We start from the raw sequence: 18,311 nt of genomic DNA, 5'->3' as shown, positions 1-18,311 counted from the left end.
TGAGACTATAGCACGCCTGAAAAATTTGTGTAAATCATTTGTGTACACAAATGGAGGAGATGAAAAAAATGTTTGAATGTGAGTTTAAACTATTGACGATTTAACCGTTTTCATATATTCTTAAATTAAGAAATATTCAAATAATTAAAAGAAATGAGAGAGTCACATGCTTCTTCAAGGAACACATCGAATTGGTCGTATGGCCATGTTGTTGGCACTTGCGGATGAGAATGAAAGCCCTGTATTATCTATTCCAAAAGGTTGGAAGTATTGTACGGGGAAAGTGGGTTCGATGAATTCGCAAAAAGTTGTAGCAGCAATGGAAACAGCGGCTAAGAGCACCCGAGTGATTGAAACAGATGTTTACAGAGAAACACATGCACTTTATCATGCAATAATGGAAGCTTTGTACGGAGTGACGAGAGGTCAAATTCAGTTAGCAGACGTTCTTCGTACAGTAGGACTTCGCTTTGCGATTGTGCGCGGTACACCATACGACGGAAAAAAAGAAGGCGAATGGGTTGCTGTTGCATTATATGGAACGATTGGTGCGCCTGTAAAAGGATCTGAGCATGAGGCGATTGGTTTAGGAATTAATCACATATGATTTGCCCATAGTCTATTAGTTAGAAGGGGGCCTTACTTTTTTAGGACAGAAGTCTGTCTTAAAAAGATAAGGTCCCCTTTTGCCTTTTTAAGGAGGAAAAAAGAATGATTACGTTAACAGGACACACATTGACAATTGAAGAAATGAAGAGGTTGTTACTTGAAGGGGAAGGTGTAACAGCTTGTCCAAATAGTATGCAAAAAGTGGCCGAGTGCCGTGAAGTTGTTGAGAAAATTGTAGAGGACGGAAAAGTCGTTTACGGTATTACAACTGGATTTGGAAAGTTCAGTGACGTGCTTATTCAAAAAGATGATGTAAAGGCACTTCAACACAATTTAATTCAGTCACATGCATGCGGGATAGGCGATCCATTCCCTGAAGAAGTATCACGCGGTATGTTAATTTTACGAGCGAACACGATGCTTAAAGGAGTATCTGGTGTTAGACCGCTTGTTGTAAATATGCTTCTTGAGTTTGTGAATCGCAAAATTCACCCAGTCGTTCCGCAACAAGGTTCACTTGGTGCGAGTGGCGATTTAGCACCTTTATCTCATCTTGCGCTTGTATTATTAGGCGAAGGTGAAGTGTTCTACAAGGGGAAACGCGTTCATGCGATGGTTGCTCTTACAGAAGAAGGTCTTGAACCGATTGAACTTGAAGCGAAAGAAGGGCTTGCATTAATCAATGGTACGCAGGCGATGACAGCGCAAGGAGTTCTTTCTTATATAGAAGCAGAAGCAATGGCGTATCAAGCTGAATTTATTGCTTCGATGACTATTGAAGGGCTACAAGGCATTATTGATGCGTTTGATGAAAATGTTCATAAAGCACGTGGTTATAAAGAGCAAGTGGAAGTAGCGAGCAGAATTCGTGACATCCTTCATGATAGTAATTTAACAACCAAACAAGGAGAACTACGAGTACAGGATGCATATTCACTTCGCTGTATCCCGCAAGTACATGGTGCTTCTTGGCAAGTTTTAAATTATGTGAAAGAAAAATTAGAAATTGAAATGAATGCAGCAACAGATAATCCGCTAATCTTTGATGGCGGAGAAAAAGTAATTTCGGGTGGGAACTTCCATGGTCAACCGATTGCGTTTGCGATGGACTTCTTAAAAGTTGGAATGGCGGAACTTGCAAATATTTCAGAGCGTCGTATTGAACGTTTAGTAAATCCGCAATTAAATGATTTACCTCCATTTTTAAGTCCAGAACCAGGACTTCAGTCTGGTGCGATGATTATGCAATATGCTGCAGCGTCACTGGTTTCTGAAAATAAAACGTTAGCACATCCGGCGAGTGTTGATTCAATCCCGTCATCAGCTAACCAAGAAGATCACGTAAGTATGGGAACAATCGCTTCACGCCATGCACATCAAATTATTCAAAATGTAAGACGTGTTCTTTCAATTGAAATGATTTGTGCAATGCAAGCAGCAGAATATCGCGGTATTGAAAACATGAGCACAGTGACGAAGAGCTTCTACCATCAAGGTCGTCAACAAGTACCTTCTATTACAAATGATCGCATATTCTCAACGGATATTGAAAATATTGCGTATTGGTTAAAAACGAATTATTCGATAAAAGAAAGATTAGATGTAAACGCAGCACTATAAAATGAGAAAAGGGAGAGATTGAAATGGAAAAAGTAAAACAAACAATTCGCGCGCCAAGAGGTACAGAGTTACAAACGAAAGGATGGGTTCAAGAAGCTGCACTTCGTATGTTAATGAACAATTTAGATCCTGAAGTTGCTGAAAAACCAGAAGAATTAGTTGTATATGGCGGAATTGGCCGTGCAGCTCGTAACTGGGAAAGCTATCAGGCGATTGTAGATTCATTAAAAACGTTAGAAAGCGATGAAACATTACTTGTTCAATCAGGAAAACCAGTTGCAATCTTTAAATCACATGAAGATGCACCTCGCGTTCTTTTAGCGAACTCAAACTTAGTGCCGAAGTGGGCGAACTGGGATCACTTCCGTGAACTAGAGAAAAAAGGTCTTATGATGTACGGGCAAATGACAGCAGGTAGCTGGATTTACATTGGAACACAAGGTATTTTACAAGGAACATATGAAACGTTTGGCGAAGCGGCACGTCAACATTTCGATGGTTCATTAAAAGGTACAATAACACTTACTGCTGGTTTAGGTGGTATGGGTGGTGCACAACCTCTTGCTGTAACGATGAACGGCGGTGTTGTCATTGCTATTGATGTTGATAAGCGCAGCATCGATCGTCGTATTGAAAAGAGATATTGTGATATGTATACAGAATCATTAGAAGAAGCATTAGCAGTTGCGAACGAGTATAAAGAAAAGAAAGAACCAATTTCAATTGGTTTATTAGGAAATGCGGCAGAAATTTTACCAGAACTAGTGAAACGTAATATTACGCCAGATTTAGTTACGGATCAAACATCTGCTCATGATCCATTAAACGGTTATATTCCAGTAGGTTACACATTAGAAGAAGCAGCGAAACTTCGTGAAGAAGATCCAGAACGTTACGTACAATTATCAAAAGAAAGTATGACAAAACATGTAGAAGCAATGCTTGCTATGCAAGGAAAAGGCGCAATTACGTTCGATTACGGAAATAACATTCGCCAAGTTGCTTTCGATGAAGGCTTGAAAAATGCATTTGATTTCCCAGGATTCGTTCCAGCATTTATCCGTCCATTATTCTGCGAAGGAAAAGGACCATTCCGCTGGGTAGCACTTTCTGGTGACCCAGAAGATATTTATAAAACAGACGAAGTAATTTTACGTGAGTTCGCTGATAATGAGCATTTATGTAACTGGATTCGTATGGCTCGTCAACAAGTTGAATTCCAAGGTCTTCCATCACGTATTTGTTGGTTAGGTTACGGTGAACGCGCGAAATTTGGCCGCATCATTAATGAAATGGTTGCAAATGGTGAATTATCAGCACCAATCGTTATCGGTCGTGACCATTTAGATTGCGGATCAGTAGCATCTCCAAACCGTGAAACAGAAGCGATGAAAGACGGTAGTGATGCAGTAGCCGACTGGCCAATTTTAAATGCATTAATTAATAGTGTAAACGGTGCGAGCTGGGTATCTGTTCACCACGGTGGTGGCGTTGGTATGGGTTATTCACTTCACGCTGGAATGGTTATCGTTGCAGATGGAACAGAAGCAGCAGCAAAACGTATTGAGCGCGTATTAACTTCTGATCCTGGTATGGGTGTTGTTCGTCACGTTGACGCAGGATATGACTTAGCTGTGGAAACTGCGAAAGAAAAAGGCGTTAACATCCCGATGATGAAATAAGGAGGAGAAAACATGCTGGACACTTTACTAATAAATATCGGTCAATTACTAACAATGGATCAAGAAGATGGCTTGTTAAGACGGGAAGCGATGAACACGCTTCCTGTTATCGAAAACGGTGTGGTTGGAATTGAAAACGGCGTAATTACTTTCGTTGGAACAGCGGAAGAAGCTCAAGGGTTACAAGGGAAAGAAGTTATTGATTGCGGCGGGAAAATGGTTTCTCCTGGTCTTGTTGACCCGCATACTCACCTTGTATTTGGTGGATCTCGTGAAAATGAAATCGCACTAAAATTACAAGGAGTTCCGTATTTAGAAATTTTAGAACAAGGCGGAGGTATTCTTTCAACTGTAAATGCAACGAAACAGTCGTCGAAAGAAGAACTTGTTCAAAAAGCGAAATTCCATTTAGACCGTATGCTATCTTTCGGAGTAACAACTGTAGAAGCGAAGAGTGGTTACGGATTAGATGATGAGACGGAATGGAAACAATTAGAGGCAACCGCACAATTACAAAAAGAGCATCCAATTGATTTAGTTTCCACATTTTTAGGTGCTCATGCAGTTCCGAAAGAGTATAAAGGTAGATCGAAAGAATTTTTACAATGGATGTTAGACTTATTGCCAGAAATGAAAGAGAAGCAATTAGCTGAATTCGTTGATATTTTCTGTGAAACAGGTGTGTTCTCTGTCGAAGAATCAAAAGAGTTTTTATTAAAAGCGAAAGAACTTGGCTTTGATGTAAAAATTCATGCAGATGAAATTGACCCTCTTGGTGGTGCGGAAGCAGCTGCTGAAATTGGTGCAGCATCAGCGGACCATTTAGTTGGCGCTTCTGATAAAGGAATTGAAATGCTTGCAAATTCGAATACAGTAGCCACGTTGTTACCAGGAACAACTTTCTACTTAAATAAAGAAAGCTTTGCGCGCGGTCGTAAAATGATTGATGAAGGTGTTGCAGTGGCGTTAGCTACAGACTTTAACCCAGGTAGCTGTCCAACTGAAAACATTCAACTTATTATGAGCATCGCAATGCTGAAGCTGAAAATGACACCAGAAGAAGTTTGGAACGCGGTAACAGTTAACTCTTCTTATGCTATTAATCGGGGCGATGTAGCCGGGAAAATTAGAGTGGGTCGCAAGGCAGATGTAGTTTTATGGGATGCTTATAATTATGCTTACGTACCGTATCATTACGGCGTAAGTCATGTGAATACAGTATGGAAGAATGGTAATATTGCATATACAAGAGGTGAACAATCGTGGAGCACGGCCACTATTTAAAGAAGAATGCAAAGTTTATCGATCGTGAAGTGACGAAATGGAGTGAGATGATTAAAGATTGGGAGGAAGGTGTAGAAATATTCGGTGCTGCCTTAATTGGAGCACCCCTTTCTAAACCATCTATTAGTCATTCAGGAGCAAGTTTTGCACCAAAAACAATTCGTGCGATGTTAGATGCATATAGCACGTACGCAATTACAGAAGAACATGATATGAAAGAAAGTGTCTTATATGATTGCGGCGATATTACGATGCATGTGACGAATATAAAAGAAAGTCATAACCGAATTGCGAAAACAGTTGGTCATATAACGAAAGTAAATCCGAACATGATACCGATCGTTCTTGGCGGTGACCACTCGATTAGTTTTCCGAGTATAACAGGGTTTGCAAATAGTAAAGGAAAGGTTGGTATTATTCAATTTGATGCCCATCATGATTTACGTAATTTAGATGATGGTGGCCCATCAAATGGTACACCGTTCCGTAGTTTACTAGAAAATGATGTCATTACAGGAAAACAACTCGTTCAAATCGGTATTCGTAATTTTTCAAATGCACGAGCGTACCATGAATATGCAAAAGAACATGGCGTGAAAGTGTATACAATGAAAGATGTACGAGAGCGAGAAATAAAAGATATTATGACGGAAAGTATTGAAGTTTTAAGAAAGCAAGGCGTGACTTCTATTTACATTTCTCTTGATATGGATGTACTAGATCAAGCATTTGCACCAGGTTGTCCAGCAATTGGTCCTGGTGGAATGGATAGTACGACGTTACTGGATGCGATTGAATTTCTTGGTAAAGAACCGCTCGTTCAAGGGATGGATATAGTAGAAATTGATCCAACCCTGGATTTTAGGGATATGACGAGTCGAGTAGCTGCGCAAGTGATTATGAGTTTTCTTTTAGCGAGAGAAACAGTCCGTAAGCAGGTTAGTATATAGGCGTGAAATTAATAGAGAATATTTATCGATGCCGTATAAAAGACACATTACTACTCATATGTAGTAATGTGTTTTTTATGTAAAAAGAGAAGGTGAAATTAGAATGTATATATGTGTGGAAAAGTTAATAAGATTGCGGGTTTTTAGTGATATTTTACGAATTTATTTTCTTAGTTTGAAAGGATTGACATGAAAAATAATTTTATGATAAAATAAAAATTTTGCTAAAAAAATGAATGTGTGTTAAGATTGAGAAGGTTACCATATATGGAGGTGGATTATTTGTTTCAAATTGGCGATAACATTGTTTATCCAATGCACGGAGCAGGTATAATTAAAGCCATAGAAGAGAAGGAAATCGCAGGAGAAAAACAACAGTATTATGTTATAAAAATGTCGGGTAGTAATATGGAAGTAATGATTCCGGCGGGGAGAATATTGAGCTCAAATATACGACCAGTCACAGATATAACGGCAATAGCACACATATTGGATATTTTTCAACATGGAGAATCTGATAGATTACTTACGTGGAAACAAAGGTATAAATTGAACACTGATAAAATAAAGACGGGTAAAATACAAGAAGGTGCTGAAGTTGTACGTGATTTATTACGTATGCAGCAAGAAAAAGCACTGAATGCAAGCGAAAAGAAAATGTTAGATAACGCACACGAATTTTTGATTAGTGAACTGGGATTAATTGAAGGTATCACAGAAAGTCAAATAAAAAGCTTTTGTTAAGATTCATTATAAATAATGTATTACATCCCAAAAAAGATTTTGAATTTTTTGGGAGCATAATTATAGAAAATTAATCATTTCAAAGACATTCAACTCTTTCAAACCACTTTTAGAGCATTAACCTCTTTTGTTATTACTACAATCAAATCCATTTTTATTTTTAAAATTCTTTACGAATGTTCGAAGTTTAATGAAACACTTCGATAGAATAGTTACTTGATTTTTGCAATCCTGATTCACACTGGCACGGACGAGGAGCCGTAAGGATGAAAGAGAGGTAGGGCTTTCATTGTTTTAGGTTTATATAAGTTATTATTTTTAGAAGAATACCGAACCACTTTCACCTCTATTGTTAAAGTTTTTTTATATGTGAAGAGATAAACGAATTGTTAGCCATATATGGTCAACTAAAAAAGGTTTCCTGCCTAGGAAACCTTTTTTTAGTTGTATCATTCTATTTTTTGATATTCGAATGTTTGATAGTGAAGGCGTATAAATTGACGTTACTATCTAAAAGTAAGTATGATGCGTTTATAGTAAGAATTTTTTAGGGGGAAGAAAAATGACAAGTTCAAATAATAAAGCGGCAAGTATTTATGAAGGAACAAATATAAATGATTGGGGATCTTTTGAAAATATTGAAGAAACGGAGTTATTTGATTCGATTCAAATTGGATCTTGGTCTCTTCGTAATCGCATAGCAATGGCACCGATGACGAGGTGTTTCGCGAATCATGAAACGGGAGTCGTTGGTACTGATGTAGTCGAGTACTATAGAAAGCGTGCAGCTGATGGAGTTGGGTTAATTATTACAGAGGGAATCGTCATTAGCCCAAGAGCAAAAGGAAATCCAGGAGTACCAGGGATTTATACACAAGAACAAATCGATTCGTGGAAGCCTGTTACAGAGGCAGTACATAAAGAAGGTGGAACGATTATTGCTCAAATATGGCATGTTGGCCGTATGAGTCATCACGAAATAATTGGTGGACAAATGCCGCAAGCACCGTCTGCTATCGCTGCAGAGGGAAATGTTCCGCGTTTCCGTAAACCATTTGATACGCCAGAAGCAATGACGTTAGAAGAAATACAAGAAGTGATCGGTCAATACGCACGAGCTGCGAAGAATGCAATTGAAGCTGGATTTGATGGAGTAGAAATTCACGGTGCACATGGATATTTAATCGATCAATTTACTTATGAGTTTGCAAATAAGCGTACTGATAAATACGGCGGAGACTTAAAGCGAAAGCTAACGTTTATGAAAGAAGTAACGGAGGCTGTAATAGAAGCTGTTGGGGCGGATAAAACACTTCTTCGCTTCTCTGCTTTCAAAGGTGATAACCCTACCTATATGTGGGAAAACCCTGAGCTTGCAATTGAAACGTTTGTAAATATGTTCAAAGAAGTTGGATTAACGATGATTCACCCTTCTACGATGAATTATACAGCAGTTATTGCTGACGGAAAGAATTTTCATCAATTAGTAAGAAAATATTGGGATGGTACAATCGTTGGCGTAGGGAATTTAAATCCGAAAGAGGCTGAAGAAGCGTTGCAAGAAGGAACAATTGATGTAGCGGCATTTGGAAGACCTTTAATTGCTAATCCAGATTTTGTTCATCGAATTAAAAATGCTGAAAGTTTAGTTGAATATGATGCGAAAGAGCATCTTGCTACATTAATTTGAATAAAGATAAAAGGAGAACACATCAGGTGTTCTCCTTTTATTATGGATTTTCATAGGAGGAAGCGGGATGAGTGAAACGCTACTCGTTATTATTAGTATATTGCTCTTATTAATGCTACTATTAATCATTTTTTTTATTATTACATTTTTTATTAAAAAACGGACGCATCATTCTATATTAAAGCTACATCCATACTTAGGAAGGATGCGTTATTTACTTGAAAAGATAGGGCCGGAATTTAGGCAATATTGGTTTGATCATGATACGGACGGGAAGCCTTTTTCACGTTATGATTTTCAAAGTGTAATGTTTCTAGCAAAGTACCGTTCTGAAATACTCGGTTTTGGATCAAAACGAGATTTTGATACATCTGGTTACTATATTGCTAATACATTATTTCCGATATTAACAGATGAACTAAGTGTGAATGTAGCGCAAGAACGTGAAGGGAAAAAGTATGTGATTCATAAAGAAGGGTTATTTTCACGAAGAGAAAAATTGACAGCGGATACAACGAATCTTTGGTTATACGAAGAAGACGATGCGATTATCATCGGTGAAAATCGTAAATATCCATGGAAACTGTATGGCATGTTTGGAGCATCAGCAACTTCTTACGGTGCGATTGGAGAAAATTACATTTTAGCGAGTGGGTTTGGGGCGAAGATGGCAGGCGGTTCATGGATTAATACGGGAGAAGGTGGTGTAATACCAGAACATTTACATACAGGTGCAAATATCGTTGCGCAAATTGGTCCAGGTTTATTTGGGTACCGTGATGAGGATGGTAATTTTTCAATGGAGAAATTCATGGAGAAAGCGAAAGAAAGTAATATTAAAGCATTTGAATTGAAATTTGGGCAAGGAGCTAAAATACGTGGTGGCCATTTAGAAGGACAAAAAGTAAATGCAAAGATTGCTTCTGTTCGTAATGTACGAGAAGGAAAGACAATTAATTCACCGAATCGGTTTTCATTTTTAAATAATGCAGCGGATACACTTTATTTTATTCAGCGTTTGCAAGAAAATGGCGGTAAACCAGTCGGTATGAAAATTGTAATTGGACAGCAGGAGCCGTTGGAAGATTTATTCAAAAAGATGAAAGAGTTAAACATCTATCCAGATTTCATTACAATTGATGGTTCAGAAGGTGGATCAGGAGCAACGTATAAATCGATGGCAGATAGTATGGGTATGCCGCTTATTCCAGCGTTACTAACTTGTATTGATACAGCGAATCATTATGGTGTTCGGGACAAATTCAAAGTGTTTGCCTCAGGGAAATTAATTACACCAGATAAAGTGGCAATTGCTTTAGCAATTGGGGCAGATGCTGTAAACTCAGCACGTGGCTTTATGATGGCAAGCGGTTGTATTATGGCGCTTCAATGTAATTCCGGACAATGTCCATCTGGAGTTGCCACGACGAATCCGCACTATCAAAAAGCGCTAGATCCGTATGAGAAGAAATGGCGCGTAATGAATTACATTGTTAGTATGAGATATAGTTTGTTCTCACTTGCGGCAGCAGCGGGAGTAAAGAGTCCGTGCCATTTAACGAGAGAGCATATCGTGTTTAAAGATGAGGTGGGGCGAGTAGTTCCTCTTTCAGAATTGTTTCCTACTAGTAAATAGAAGATAAGTTATGTTTAATAGATTAAAAGTCATACATTTGTATGGCTTTTTTATTTGAAAAATAGGCGTTTTTAATTTCTGAATATTTTTACTTTAATTTATTTTGAAAGCCGGGTAATCCACTGGGATAAAGGCGTTTATAAAGGTTTTCACATGCAGGGAAAAGTGCTTGTTCACTTGAAAGAACAAAAAATGTTTGTTAAGGTAGGGAACCATAAGCGAAAACAAGAAAATAGAAAAAGTCATTTTTCGAAATTTTGAATGGCTTATGTAACTAAGGGAGAGATTTGGTGAAGATTGAGATTATGGTTTCACTTGCTATTTATATGGCAGGTATGTTGTATATCGGTTATTGGTCTTATAAGAAGACATCCGATTTATCAGATTATATGTTAGGTGGAAGGGGACTCGGTCCAGCAGTTACAGCTTTATCAGCTGGTGCTTCTGACATGAGTGGTTGGATGCTAATGGGATTACCTGGTGCGATGTATGCGACAGGATTATCAAGTGTATGGATTGCGATAGGTTTATTAATAGGTGCGTATGCAAACTATTTAATTCTTGCACCGCGTTTGCGAACGTATACAGAAGTAGCAAATGATTCAATTACGATTCCAGACTTTTTAGAGAATCGCTTTAAAGATCGGACGAAAATACTTCGTTTTGTCTCCGCTATCGTCATTTTAGTATTTTTCACATTTTATGCGTCGGCTGGTTTAGTTTCAGGTGGACGTTTGTTTGAAAATTCTTTCAACCTAGATTATAAGATTGGTTTATTTGTAACTGTCGGTGTCGTTGTAGCTTATACACTATTCGGTGGCTTTTTAGCAGTCAGTTGGACCGACTTTGTGCAAGGATGTATTATGTTTATTGCTCTCGTATTAGTACCAATTGTTGCTTTTACAGATGTAGGCGGTGTAACAGAAACATTCAATACAATTAAGCAAGTTGATGCATCGCATTTAGATATGTTTAAAGGGACTACAGTTCTTGGGATTATTTCATTTTTAGCATGGGGTCTTGGGTATTTTGGTCAACCGCATATTATTGTCCGCTTTATGGCAATTACCTCTATTAAAGATTTAAAAACTTCTCGTAGAATCGGTATCGGTTGGATGACGATTTCAATTATAGGTGCAATGCTTACTGGTTTAATTGGTATTGCTTATTACGCTAAAAATAATGAGACATTACAAGACCCAGAAATGGTCTTTGTAACATTCTCGAACATTCTATTCCATCCGTACATTACTGGGTTTTTATTATCAGCTATTTTGGCTTCAATTATGAGTAGTATTTCTTCGCAGTTACTCGTTATTTCAAGTGCAGTAACGGAAGATTTCTATAAAACATTTTTCCGTCGAAATGCAAGTGATAAAGAACTTGTATTTATCGGTAGGCTGTCAGTGTTAGTAGTAGCTATGATTGCAGTCGCTTTGGCGTATCATCCAAGTGATACAATTTTAACACTTGTCGGTTATGCTTGGGCAGGATTTGGTTCAGCATTCGGACCCGCTATTTTATTAAGTTTATATTGGAAGAGAACGAACAAATGGGGCGTTCTTGCCGGTATGATTGTAGGTGCAGTAGTTGTTATTACTTGGGTGCAAATTCCAAGTTTAAAAGCGGCTATGTATGAAATGGTACCTGGATTCTTCTGTAGCTTATTAGCTGTTATTGTTGTAAGTTTAGTAACGAAAGAACCAGTTCAAGCAATTCATCGTGAATTTAATGAGATGGAAGCAGTGCTGGAAGAGGAAACGAAATAATTAGAGAAGAGAGTAAACGAAACTGGCGTTTACTCTCTTTTGATTTGACAATGAAAAATAAGTAACTTATACTAAATCTTGAATTCAAGATAATTTGCATTTTACGTTAAGATTTCTCATGATATTAGACGGGGAAAATCTTTTGTGATAATTATCTTGAATTCAAGATAATTTTAATGAGATAGAGAATGGTGTTGTAATTTTATGTATCATATCTCGAATTCAAGATAAAATCATTTGGCGGTGCGGTTCTTTTATCGGCGCAGCCTCAAAAACAGCTGAATTGTTAGAGCATGTTATGGGTCTTGAGAAAATTGGAGAAGAAGGTGAATTTGTTCGATGCCGTTCTTCTGCTGATATTGGAAATATTATAGACTTTAGGTTATCAACCATCGGGCGAGGCCAAATGGGTGTTGGTACAGTCCATCATATTGCCTGGAGAGCGAGTGATGATGCTGATCAACTAGACTGGAAAGAGCATGTGTCTCGCTTTGGATATGGTGTAACTCCTGTACAAAATCGAAATTATTTTAACGCGATTTATTTTAGAGAGCACGGCGAGATTTTATTTAAAATTGCAACAGACCCTCCTGGTTTCACTCATGATGAATCGTTAGAGACGATGGGTGAGGAATTAAAGTTACCAGAGAGATATGAACCACATAGAAAACAAATTGAATAAACATTTCTACCATTTGAAGTGAGAAATTTAGATTAAAGTGATTGAAAGGGGAAAAGGATTATGATGAAACATGTTTTTCAAAAAGGAAAAGATATGTCAAAACCAGTGTTGTTATTACTTCATGGTACAGGAGGTAATGAATTAGATTTATTACCACTTGCAGAAATAATTGATCGGGAAGCATCTGTATTAAGTGTTAGGGGAAATGTATTAGAAAATGGCATGCCACGTTTCTTCCGTAGATTGGCAGAAGGCATTTTTGATGAAGAGGACTTGATTTTCCGTACGAAGGAATTAAATGAGTTTTTAGATGAAGCTGCAAAAACATATGAATTTGATAGAAATAACATTGTAGCTATCGGTTATTCAAATGGAGCAAACATTGCTGCAAGCTTATTATTCCATTATGAAAATGCATTAAATGGTGCTGCGCTTCATCACCCAATGGTGCCTAGAAGAGGAATGCAATTATCTAATTTAGCAGGGAAATCTGTGTTTATTGCTGCTGGGACAAATGATCCGATTTGTTCATCAGCAGAGTCAGAGGAATTGAAGGTACTATTAGAAAATGCAAACGCTAATGTAACAATGCATTGGGAAAATAGAGGTCATCAATTAACAATGGGTGAAGTAGAAAAAGCAAAAGAATGGTATGGCAATACAGTATTATAAAAACAAATAAAAAAGAAGCATCTGCTTATCATTAGCAGGTGCTTCTTTTTTATTTACGACTGAATTGCAAGATGAGATGAAGAAAGCGGTAATTGAATATCAACGATCGTACCTTTATTTAATTCGCTGGAAATGTGTAATTTACCATGATGTTCTTCAATTATTTTGTAACACATCATTAATCCTAGTCCTGTTCCTTTTTCTTTCAAACTATAAAATGGTTCGCCTAAACGAGAGATACGATCTTCTGGGATACCACAACCTTCATCGATAATTCGTATTAAGATGAAGGTATCATCTAATGGTTTTGTTTGGATGAAAATATTTCCGCCATTTGGCATCGCTTCAATTGCATTTTTTAATATATTTATAAAAACTTGTTTTAATTGGTTACCATCACATTGAATGTCGTATACGTAATCAAAATGATCCATAATGATGTGAACACTATGCATAATAGCAGTTGGTAAAATAAATGTAACTACTTCTTCAATTAAAGTTTGTATGTTACAAGTTTGGATAGATAATACTTGTGGTTTAGACATCGCCATAAATTGACTTGTGATAGATTCCATTTGTGAAATTTCACTTAACATAACATCGATATACCATTTCTGCTCCTCATTTATTTCAGGGAGCAGCAACGTTAGAAAACCTTTAAGAGAGGTGAGTGGATTTCGAATTTCATGGGCAATTCCAGCTGTCAGTTGTCCGACTACGGCAAGTTTTTCTGATTTTCGTAATAACTTTTCTGTTTCTTTAAGTTCGGTAACGTCTCTTCCCATTACGATAAGGCCTTTACGCGAGCCGTCAGGATGATAAAGTGGAACTTTCGATATACTTAAGATTAGGTCGAAATCATCTCTATGTATAATAAATTCCTCACCATGCAGAATTTGTCTTTGTTGCCATGCTAGTTCATCGACTTCTTCACAATGTAAAAAAGCTTCTCGGTACGCTTCGTTATATTGAATGAGTTCACTATCTTTTTTCCCGTGGTAAGGTACATGATGGAAATTGAAGCAAGAAAGTGCATAGTCATTTGCTTCAAGCCAGCGCCCTTCATGATCCTTAAATATAACAAACGCAGGCATGGAGTTCACTAATGTACGTAATCTCTTCTCACTTTCTTTTAGCATACTCTCAATTCTTTCTGATTTTTCAAGAGGTTTCATAATGGCATATACGCCAGTTAAACGATTTTGGACAAAAATAGGAACTAATTTTGTCACGACGTCTAATAAGAACCCAGTTTTATGATAAATAGATAACATATATTCTTGTTGATTATCCGCTTCCGTATTCTTTATATTTTGTATTACTTGCTCAGAAATATGGGCTTCTAAAATAGAGATAATATTTTTCTGTTCTAATTCTAAAGAAGTGTAACCTAATATTCTTTCGGCAGAAGGGTTTATATGGAGAATAACTCCCTCTAAATTTAATGAAATAATACTATCAGGATTGTGTTCGAACAGAGATGCATACATTTCTGTTAAAGAACAATCTTGTATATGTTTTCGCAAACGTCTAGAAATGTTCGGATGACGTTTTTTTTGAGTTGATGAATATTTTTTACGACTCATAATAGTTCCTCCGTACAAATAGCATCTAAAAAGATTTATCTATTCATAACTATAATATAGATGCAATGTATATTTCTATAAAAAATGGAAGTTATATAATAAATTTTGTTTTCTTTATTTTGGAAAAGTGAGTGTAAGGTGGTAATAAGGGGAGCTTATATTGTTTTATAAATCTTTTGTAAGTTACAGGAGTAGGGTTTCCTTATAACATTAGGGTAGAAGAGGGGGAGAGAAAATGAAAAATTATATTCAAGGGATTGATCATGTGCAAGTAGCTGCACCTTTAGGGTGTGAAGAAGCAGCACGAGAATTTTATGGTGAAAAAATTGGTATGGAGGAAATACCGAAGCCAGAGGAATTAAAGAAGCGTGGTGGATGTTGGTTTAAGTGTGGAAATCAAGAGATTCATATCGGAGTTGAGCAAAACTTCAATCCAGCTAAAAAAGCGCATCCGGCTTTTTATGTTTTAAAAATAGATGAATTTAAACGAGAGTTAATAAAGCAAGGTATTGAAGTAATAGATGATCATGCACGTCCAGATGTAATTAGATTTTATGTGTCAGATCCATTCGGAAATCGAATTGAATTTATGGAAAATAAAAACTAGGTGGATTTCCACCTAGTTTTTTTAACCTTTTCTAAACAATCCTAATACTTCAACCGTTTCTGTAATGTTAACGAATGCATGAGGATCAATTTCAGAAATTGTTAATTTCATACTTGCTAATTCTTCACGAGAAACGACTGTCATAAGTACACGTTTCTTTTCGCTGGAATAAGCACCTTCGCCATCAAGTAATGTAATTCCACGTACAACAGTTGAAAGAAGTTGTTTTTTCATTTTTTCTGCTTCATTTGTTACAATCATAAGTGTAACCTTTCGATGCTTCGTATGAATAGCATCGATAACTTTACCAGTTACATAAATAGAAAGTAAGCTTGTAAGAGCAACATCCCAAGTGAAGAAGAATCCTGCAATGATTACAACGACTGCATTTAAAATAATAAGGAATCCGCCAAGTTTAATGTCTCGTTTGCGAGATAACAGCATACCGATAATATCAAATCCACCAGTTGATCCATTGCAGTTAAAGACAAGACCGATACCAGCTCCGGCAATGACACCACCAAAGATAGATGATAAAAGTGGATCTGTTGCTACGACTTTCACTGGAACATAGTATAATGCAACAGATAATACAATAACAGAGATAACAGTGTTAAAAATTACTTTTTTTCCAAGACCTATGTATCCTAAAATAAGGATAGGTAAGTTTAATACAAAGTTAATAATACCTGTGTTTACAGGAGTTACAATCCCTAAAATAATAGCAATTCCGCCAATTCCACTACTTAAAATTTTGTGGGGGATAAGGAAAAGATTAAAGGCAATCGCAATAATAATAGAACCAATAATAACACCAAGAAATCTGACCATCTCTTTCCCGTCCTTCACTAAAAAATTCATATTATTTCAAGATTATATATGATATTGAAAGTTTTGGGTAAAAACAGTTTATTTCGGAAAATTAGATTAATCAAAAGAATTTGAGTATTTTATTATTTGAAAGGGGATACAGTTGTGAAGATAAAAACATATCAACAGAAAAGCCCATTGAAGCAAGAATGTGAGGATTCTTATTTTTGTAATGAAGAAAATAAGATATATGGTGTATGTGATGGTGCAACACCACTTGTCCCGTTTCGTGATGAAAAGGGACATAATGGAGCATACATCGCTTCGCATTTATTTGCAAGTTATTTTGCTTCATTACGTGAAAATCATAGTTTACAAGTTGCCGTTGCAAAAGCAAATGAAGCATTGCAAAGAAAAATGTTAGAATATGAAGTAGACACGAGCAAAAAAGAGCATTTGTGGTGCACATGTATCGCGGCAGTTCAAATAGTTGGTGAGAAAATTGAATATGCACAATTAGGGGACTGTATGATTGTTGCAATACTTCAAAATGGAGCGATGCAAGTATTAACGAAAGACACGGTTGAGGGAATTAGTAAACGAGCAAAAAAGAAAAGAGAAGAAGATCGTAAAAAGGGGCTATCTGTACCGGAAGAACATGTTTTTCAAGATGTGCGGGAACAGTTAAAATATAATCGTTATTTTGCAAATATGCAGGGTGGGTATTCCATTGCAAATGGAATGAAAGAAGCGATACATTATTTACAGCATGGGGAATTACATATAGATGAAGTAAGCGGGATTTTTATTTGTTCAGACGGATTATTTCACCCAGATTGGACACTGGAACAAACTTTTGCATATATAAGAAAGAATAGTATAAATGAATATGTAGCAATTATTGAAGAGCTAGAAGGGGAAAAGAGAATACGACCAGATGATAAAACAATGATGATGATTGATTTGTAAGGGAGGATGTTCAAATGGAAATTAAATGTGTTAATTTAACATTTCAAGATGAATTAGTTCCTTTAGAAAAAGTGAATAAACTGATTATCCACCACACATCCGAAGATGGATGGGATGTGTATAAAACACATGAATTTCATCAAAAAGTAAGAGGATGGAGCGGGATCGGTTACAACTATTTTATTGAAGAAGATGGAACTGTAGTTGAAGGACGAGGTTTACATATTGGAGCACATGCGAAAGATAATAATAGAGATACAATTGGAATATGCATGACGGGTAATTTTGATAAATATGATCCAACTACCGCACAAATGAATGCATTATATTTTTTATGTAAAATGTTTATGAAGCAGTTTGCTATAAAGAAAGAAAATATACTCGGTCATAGGGAGCTAGAAGGAGTTACAAAAAGTTGTCCTGGCAATCGCTTTTCTATGGTAGAGTTAAGAAACGTACTATCCTAAATATAGAGGAGTAAGAAATGATGATGAATATAAAAATACCAAATGATAAAAAAGAAGAGCTTGTAGCACAAATTCAGCAATTTTTCGTTGAAGAAGATTTAGATGAAATTGGGCGTTTTCAAGCAGAACGTTTAATAGAAGAAATGATTAAATTAGTAGGACCTTTTGCATACAATCAAGCAATTGGAGATGCTAGAAAACTTGTAAGTGAGAAATTAACGAATATTGAAGAAGACTTGTATGTGTTAGAGAAGAATGAAGGGAAGTAAACTTTCTCCAATTATAAAATAAGTATTTGCCACGGTTTTTTCCAATGTTCTGTTTGGAAAAGGCCGTGAAGTTGTTTTTGAACATATAAAATAAAACCTCTTTTTCCCCAGGACCTTAGAATTTAAAAAACGTTATTCTTTCTTAACAAGCTAGATGAGAAAGAATAACGTTTTTATTTTTACAGATTGAGATTAAAAATATATTATCTTAATTTTATCTTTTTTTAATAATTTATTTATGGGCAATTTATAGTTGCTATTTATA

16 protein-coding genes and 1 pseudogene are annotated in these 18,311 nt (G+C 36.5%); 15 read left to right on the top strand and 2 right to left on the bottom strand.

Annotated elements, in window-relative coordinates:
- Window positions 1–166: 166 nt before the first annotated feature.
- The 11 genes and pseudogenes from hutP to ACTFOB_RS09955 all read left to right on the top strand — a co-directional run bounded on the left by hutP (window position 167) and on the right by ACTFOB_RS09955 (window position 13,338).
- The gene (gene hutP / locus ACTFOB_RS10005) at window positions 167–607 is read left to right on the top strand and encodes a hut operon transcriptional regulator HutP (protein WP_440025549.1); all 441 of its coding nucleotides are present in this window, start codon (window positions 167–169) and stop codon (window positions 605–607) included.
- A gap of 104 nt (window positions 608–711) precedes the next feature.
- On the top strand, window positions 712–2,229 hold the full coding sequence (hutH, locus tag ACTFOB_RS10000; protein ID WP_440025551.1) for a histidine ammonia-lyase: 1,518 nt from the start codon (window positions 712–714) through the stop codon (window positions 2,227–2,229).
- A gap of 23 nt (window positions 2,230–2,252) precedes the next feature.
- Window positions 2,253–3,911: a urocanate hydratase gene (gene hutU, locus ACTFOB_RS09995; RefSeq protein ID WP_151634112.1), complete on the top strand. Its 1,659-nt coding sequence runs from the start codon at window positions 2,253–2,255 to the stop codon at window positions 3,909–3,911.
- Window positions 3,912–3,923: 12 nt separating this feature from the next.
- On the top strand, window positions 3,924–5,195 hold the full coding sequence (hutI, locus tag ACTFOB_RS09990) for an imidazolonepropionase (protein ID WP_440025554.1): 1,272 nt from the start codon (window positions 3,924–3,926) through the stop codon (window positions 5,193–5,195).
- On the top strand, window positions 5,174–6,145 hold the full coding sequence (hutG, locus tag ACTFOB_RS09985; protein WP_440025556.1) for a formimidoylglutamase: 972 nt from the start codon (window positions 5,174–5,176) through the stop codon (window positions 6,143–6,145). The genes hutI and hutG overlap by 22 nt, the downstream gene beginning before the upstream one ends.
- 282 nt (window positions 6,146–6,427) lie before the next feature.
- Window positions 6,428–6,889: a CarD family transcriptional regulator gene (locus ACTFOB_RS09980; protein WP_192797608.1), complete on the top strand. Its 462-nt coding sequence runs from the start codon at window positions 6,428–6,430 to the stop codon at window positions 6,887–6,889.
- 562 nt (window positions 6,890–7,451) lie between these two features.
- Window positions 7,452–8,579 (top strand): alkene reductase, encoded by a 1,128-nt coding sequence (locus ACTFOB_RS09975; protein ID WP_440025558.1) that lies wholly within the window; start codon window positions 7,452–7,454, stop codon window positions 8,577–8,579.
- 67 nt (window positions 8,580–8,646) lie between these two features.
- Window positions 8,647–10,215, top strand: a complete 1,569-nt coding sequence (locus tag ACTFOB_RS09970; RefSeq protein ID WP_440025560.1) for a glutamate synthase-related protein — start codon at window positions 8,647–8,649, stop codon at window positions 10,213–10,215.
- Window positions 10,216–10,505: 290 nt separating this feature from the next.
- Window positions 10,506–11,984 (top strand): sodium/proline symporter PutP, encoded by a 1,479-nt coding sequence (gene putP / locus ACTFOB_RS09965; RefSeq protein ID WP_440025562.1) that lies wholly within the window; start codon window positions 10,506–10,508, stop codon window positions 11,982–11,984.
- 218 nt (window positions 11,985–12,202) lie between these two features.
- Window positions 12,203–12,666, top strand: a pseudogene (locus ACTFOB_RS09960) (VOC family protein); the annotation flags it as partial.
- A gap of 60 nt (window positions 12,667–12,726) precedes the next feature.
- Entirely contained in the window at window positions 12,727–13,338 is a 612-nt protein-coding gene (locus tag ACTFOB_RS09955) for an alpha/beta hydrolase (protein ID WP_440025564.1), read from the top strand.
- A 53-nt stretch (window positions 13,339–13,391) separates the two neighbouring features.
- Here ACTFOB_RS09955 and ACTFOB_RS09950 read toward each other — a convergent pair whose 3' ends face one another.
- Entirely contained in the window at window positions 13,392–14,924 is a 1,533-nt protein-coding gene (locus ACTFOB_RS09950) for a BA3702 family sensor histidine kinase (protein WP_151634130.1), read from the bottom strand.
- Window positions 14,925–15,159: 235 nt separating this feature from the next.
- On the opposite strand from ACTFOB_RS09950, the gene ACTFOB_RS09945 reads away from it, so the two are divergent.
- Window positions 15,160–15,531, top strand: coding sequence for a VOC family protein (locus tag ACTFOB_RS09945; RefSeq protein ID WP_440025567.1), 372 nt, complete (start codon window positions 15,160–15,162; stop codon window positions 15,529–15,531).
- 21 nt (window positions 15,532–15,552) lie between these two features.
- On the opposite strand, the gene ACTFOB_RS09940 is transcribed toward ACTFOB_RS09945, so the two are convergent.
- The gene (locus ACTFOB_RS09940; protein ID WP_000251342.1) at window positions 15,553–16,362 is read right to left on the bottom strand and encodes a YitT family protein; all 810 of its coding nucleotides are present in this window, start codon (window positions 16,360–16,362) and stop codon (window positions 15,553–15,555) included.
- Between the two features lie 126 nt (window positions 16,363–16,488).
- On the opposite strand from ACTFOB_RS09940, the gene ACTFOB_RS09935 reads away from it, so the two are divergent.
- Genes ACTFOB_RS09935 through ACTFOB_RS09925 form a run of 3 tightly spaced genes read left to right on the top strand, consistent with a single transcriptional unit; the run spans window position 16,489 to window position 18,046 of the window.
- Complete coding sequence (locus ACTFOB_RS09935) at window positions 16,489–17,310, top strand: protein phosphatase 2C domain-containing protein (protein ID WP_440025570.1); 822 nt, start codon at window positions 16,489–16,491, stop codon at window positions 17,308–17,310.
- A 14-nt stretch (window positions 17,311–17,324) separates the two neighbouring features.
- The gene (locus ACTFOB_RS09930) at window positions 17,325–17,777 is read left to right on the top strand and encodes a peptidoglycan recognition protein family protein (protein WP_440025571.1); all 453 of its coding nucleotides are present in this window, start codon (window positions 17,325–17,327) and stop codon (window positions 17,775–17,777) included.
- 17 nt (window positions 17,778–17,794) lie between these two features.
- Window positions 17,795–18,046 carry a DUF2164 domain-containing protein gene (locus ACTFOB_RS09925; RefSeq protein ID WP_002066602.1) on the top strand — a complete coding sequence of 84 codons (252 nt, stop codon included), beginning with the start codon at window positions 17,795–17,797 and terminating at the stop codon, window positions 18,044–18,046.
- Window positions 18,047–18,311: the final 265 nt, after the last annotated feature.

Origin of the sequence: Bacillus cereus group sp. MYBK79-1 (assembly GCF_051915365.1) — a bacterium.
Classification (GTDB): Bacteria; Bacillota; Bacilli; order Bacillales; family Bacillaceae_G; genus Bacillus_A.
Note: the sequence above shows the minus strand (reverse complement) of the source record. Positions and strands in the feature narration are given on the sequence as shown.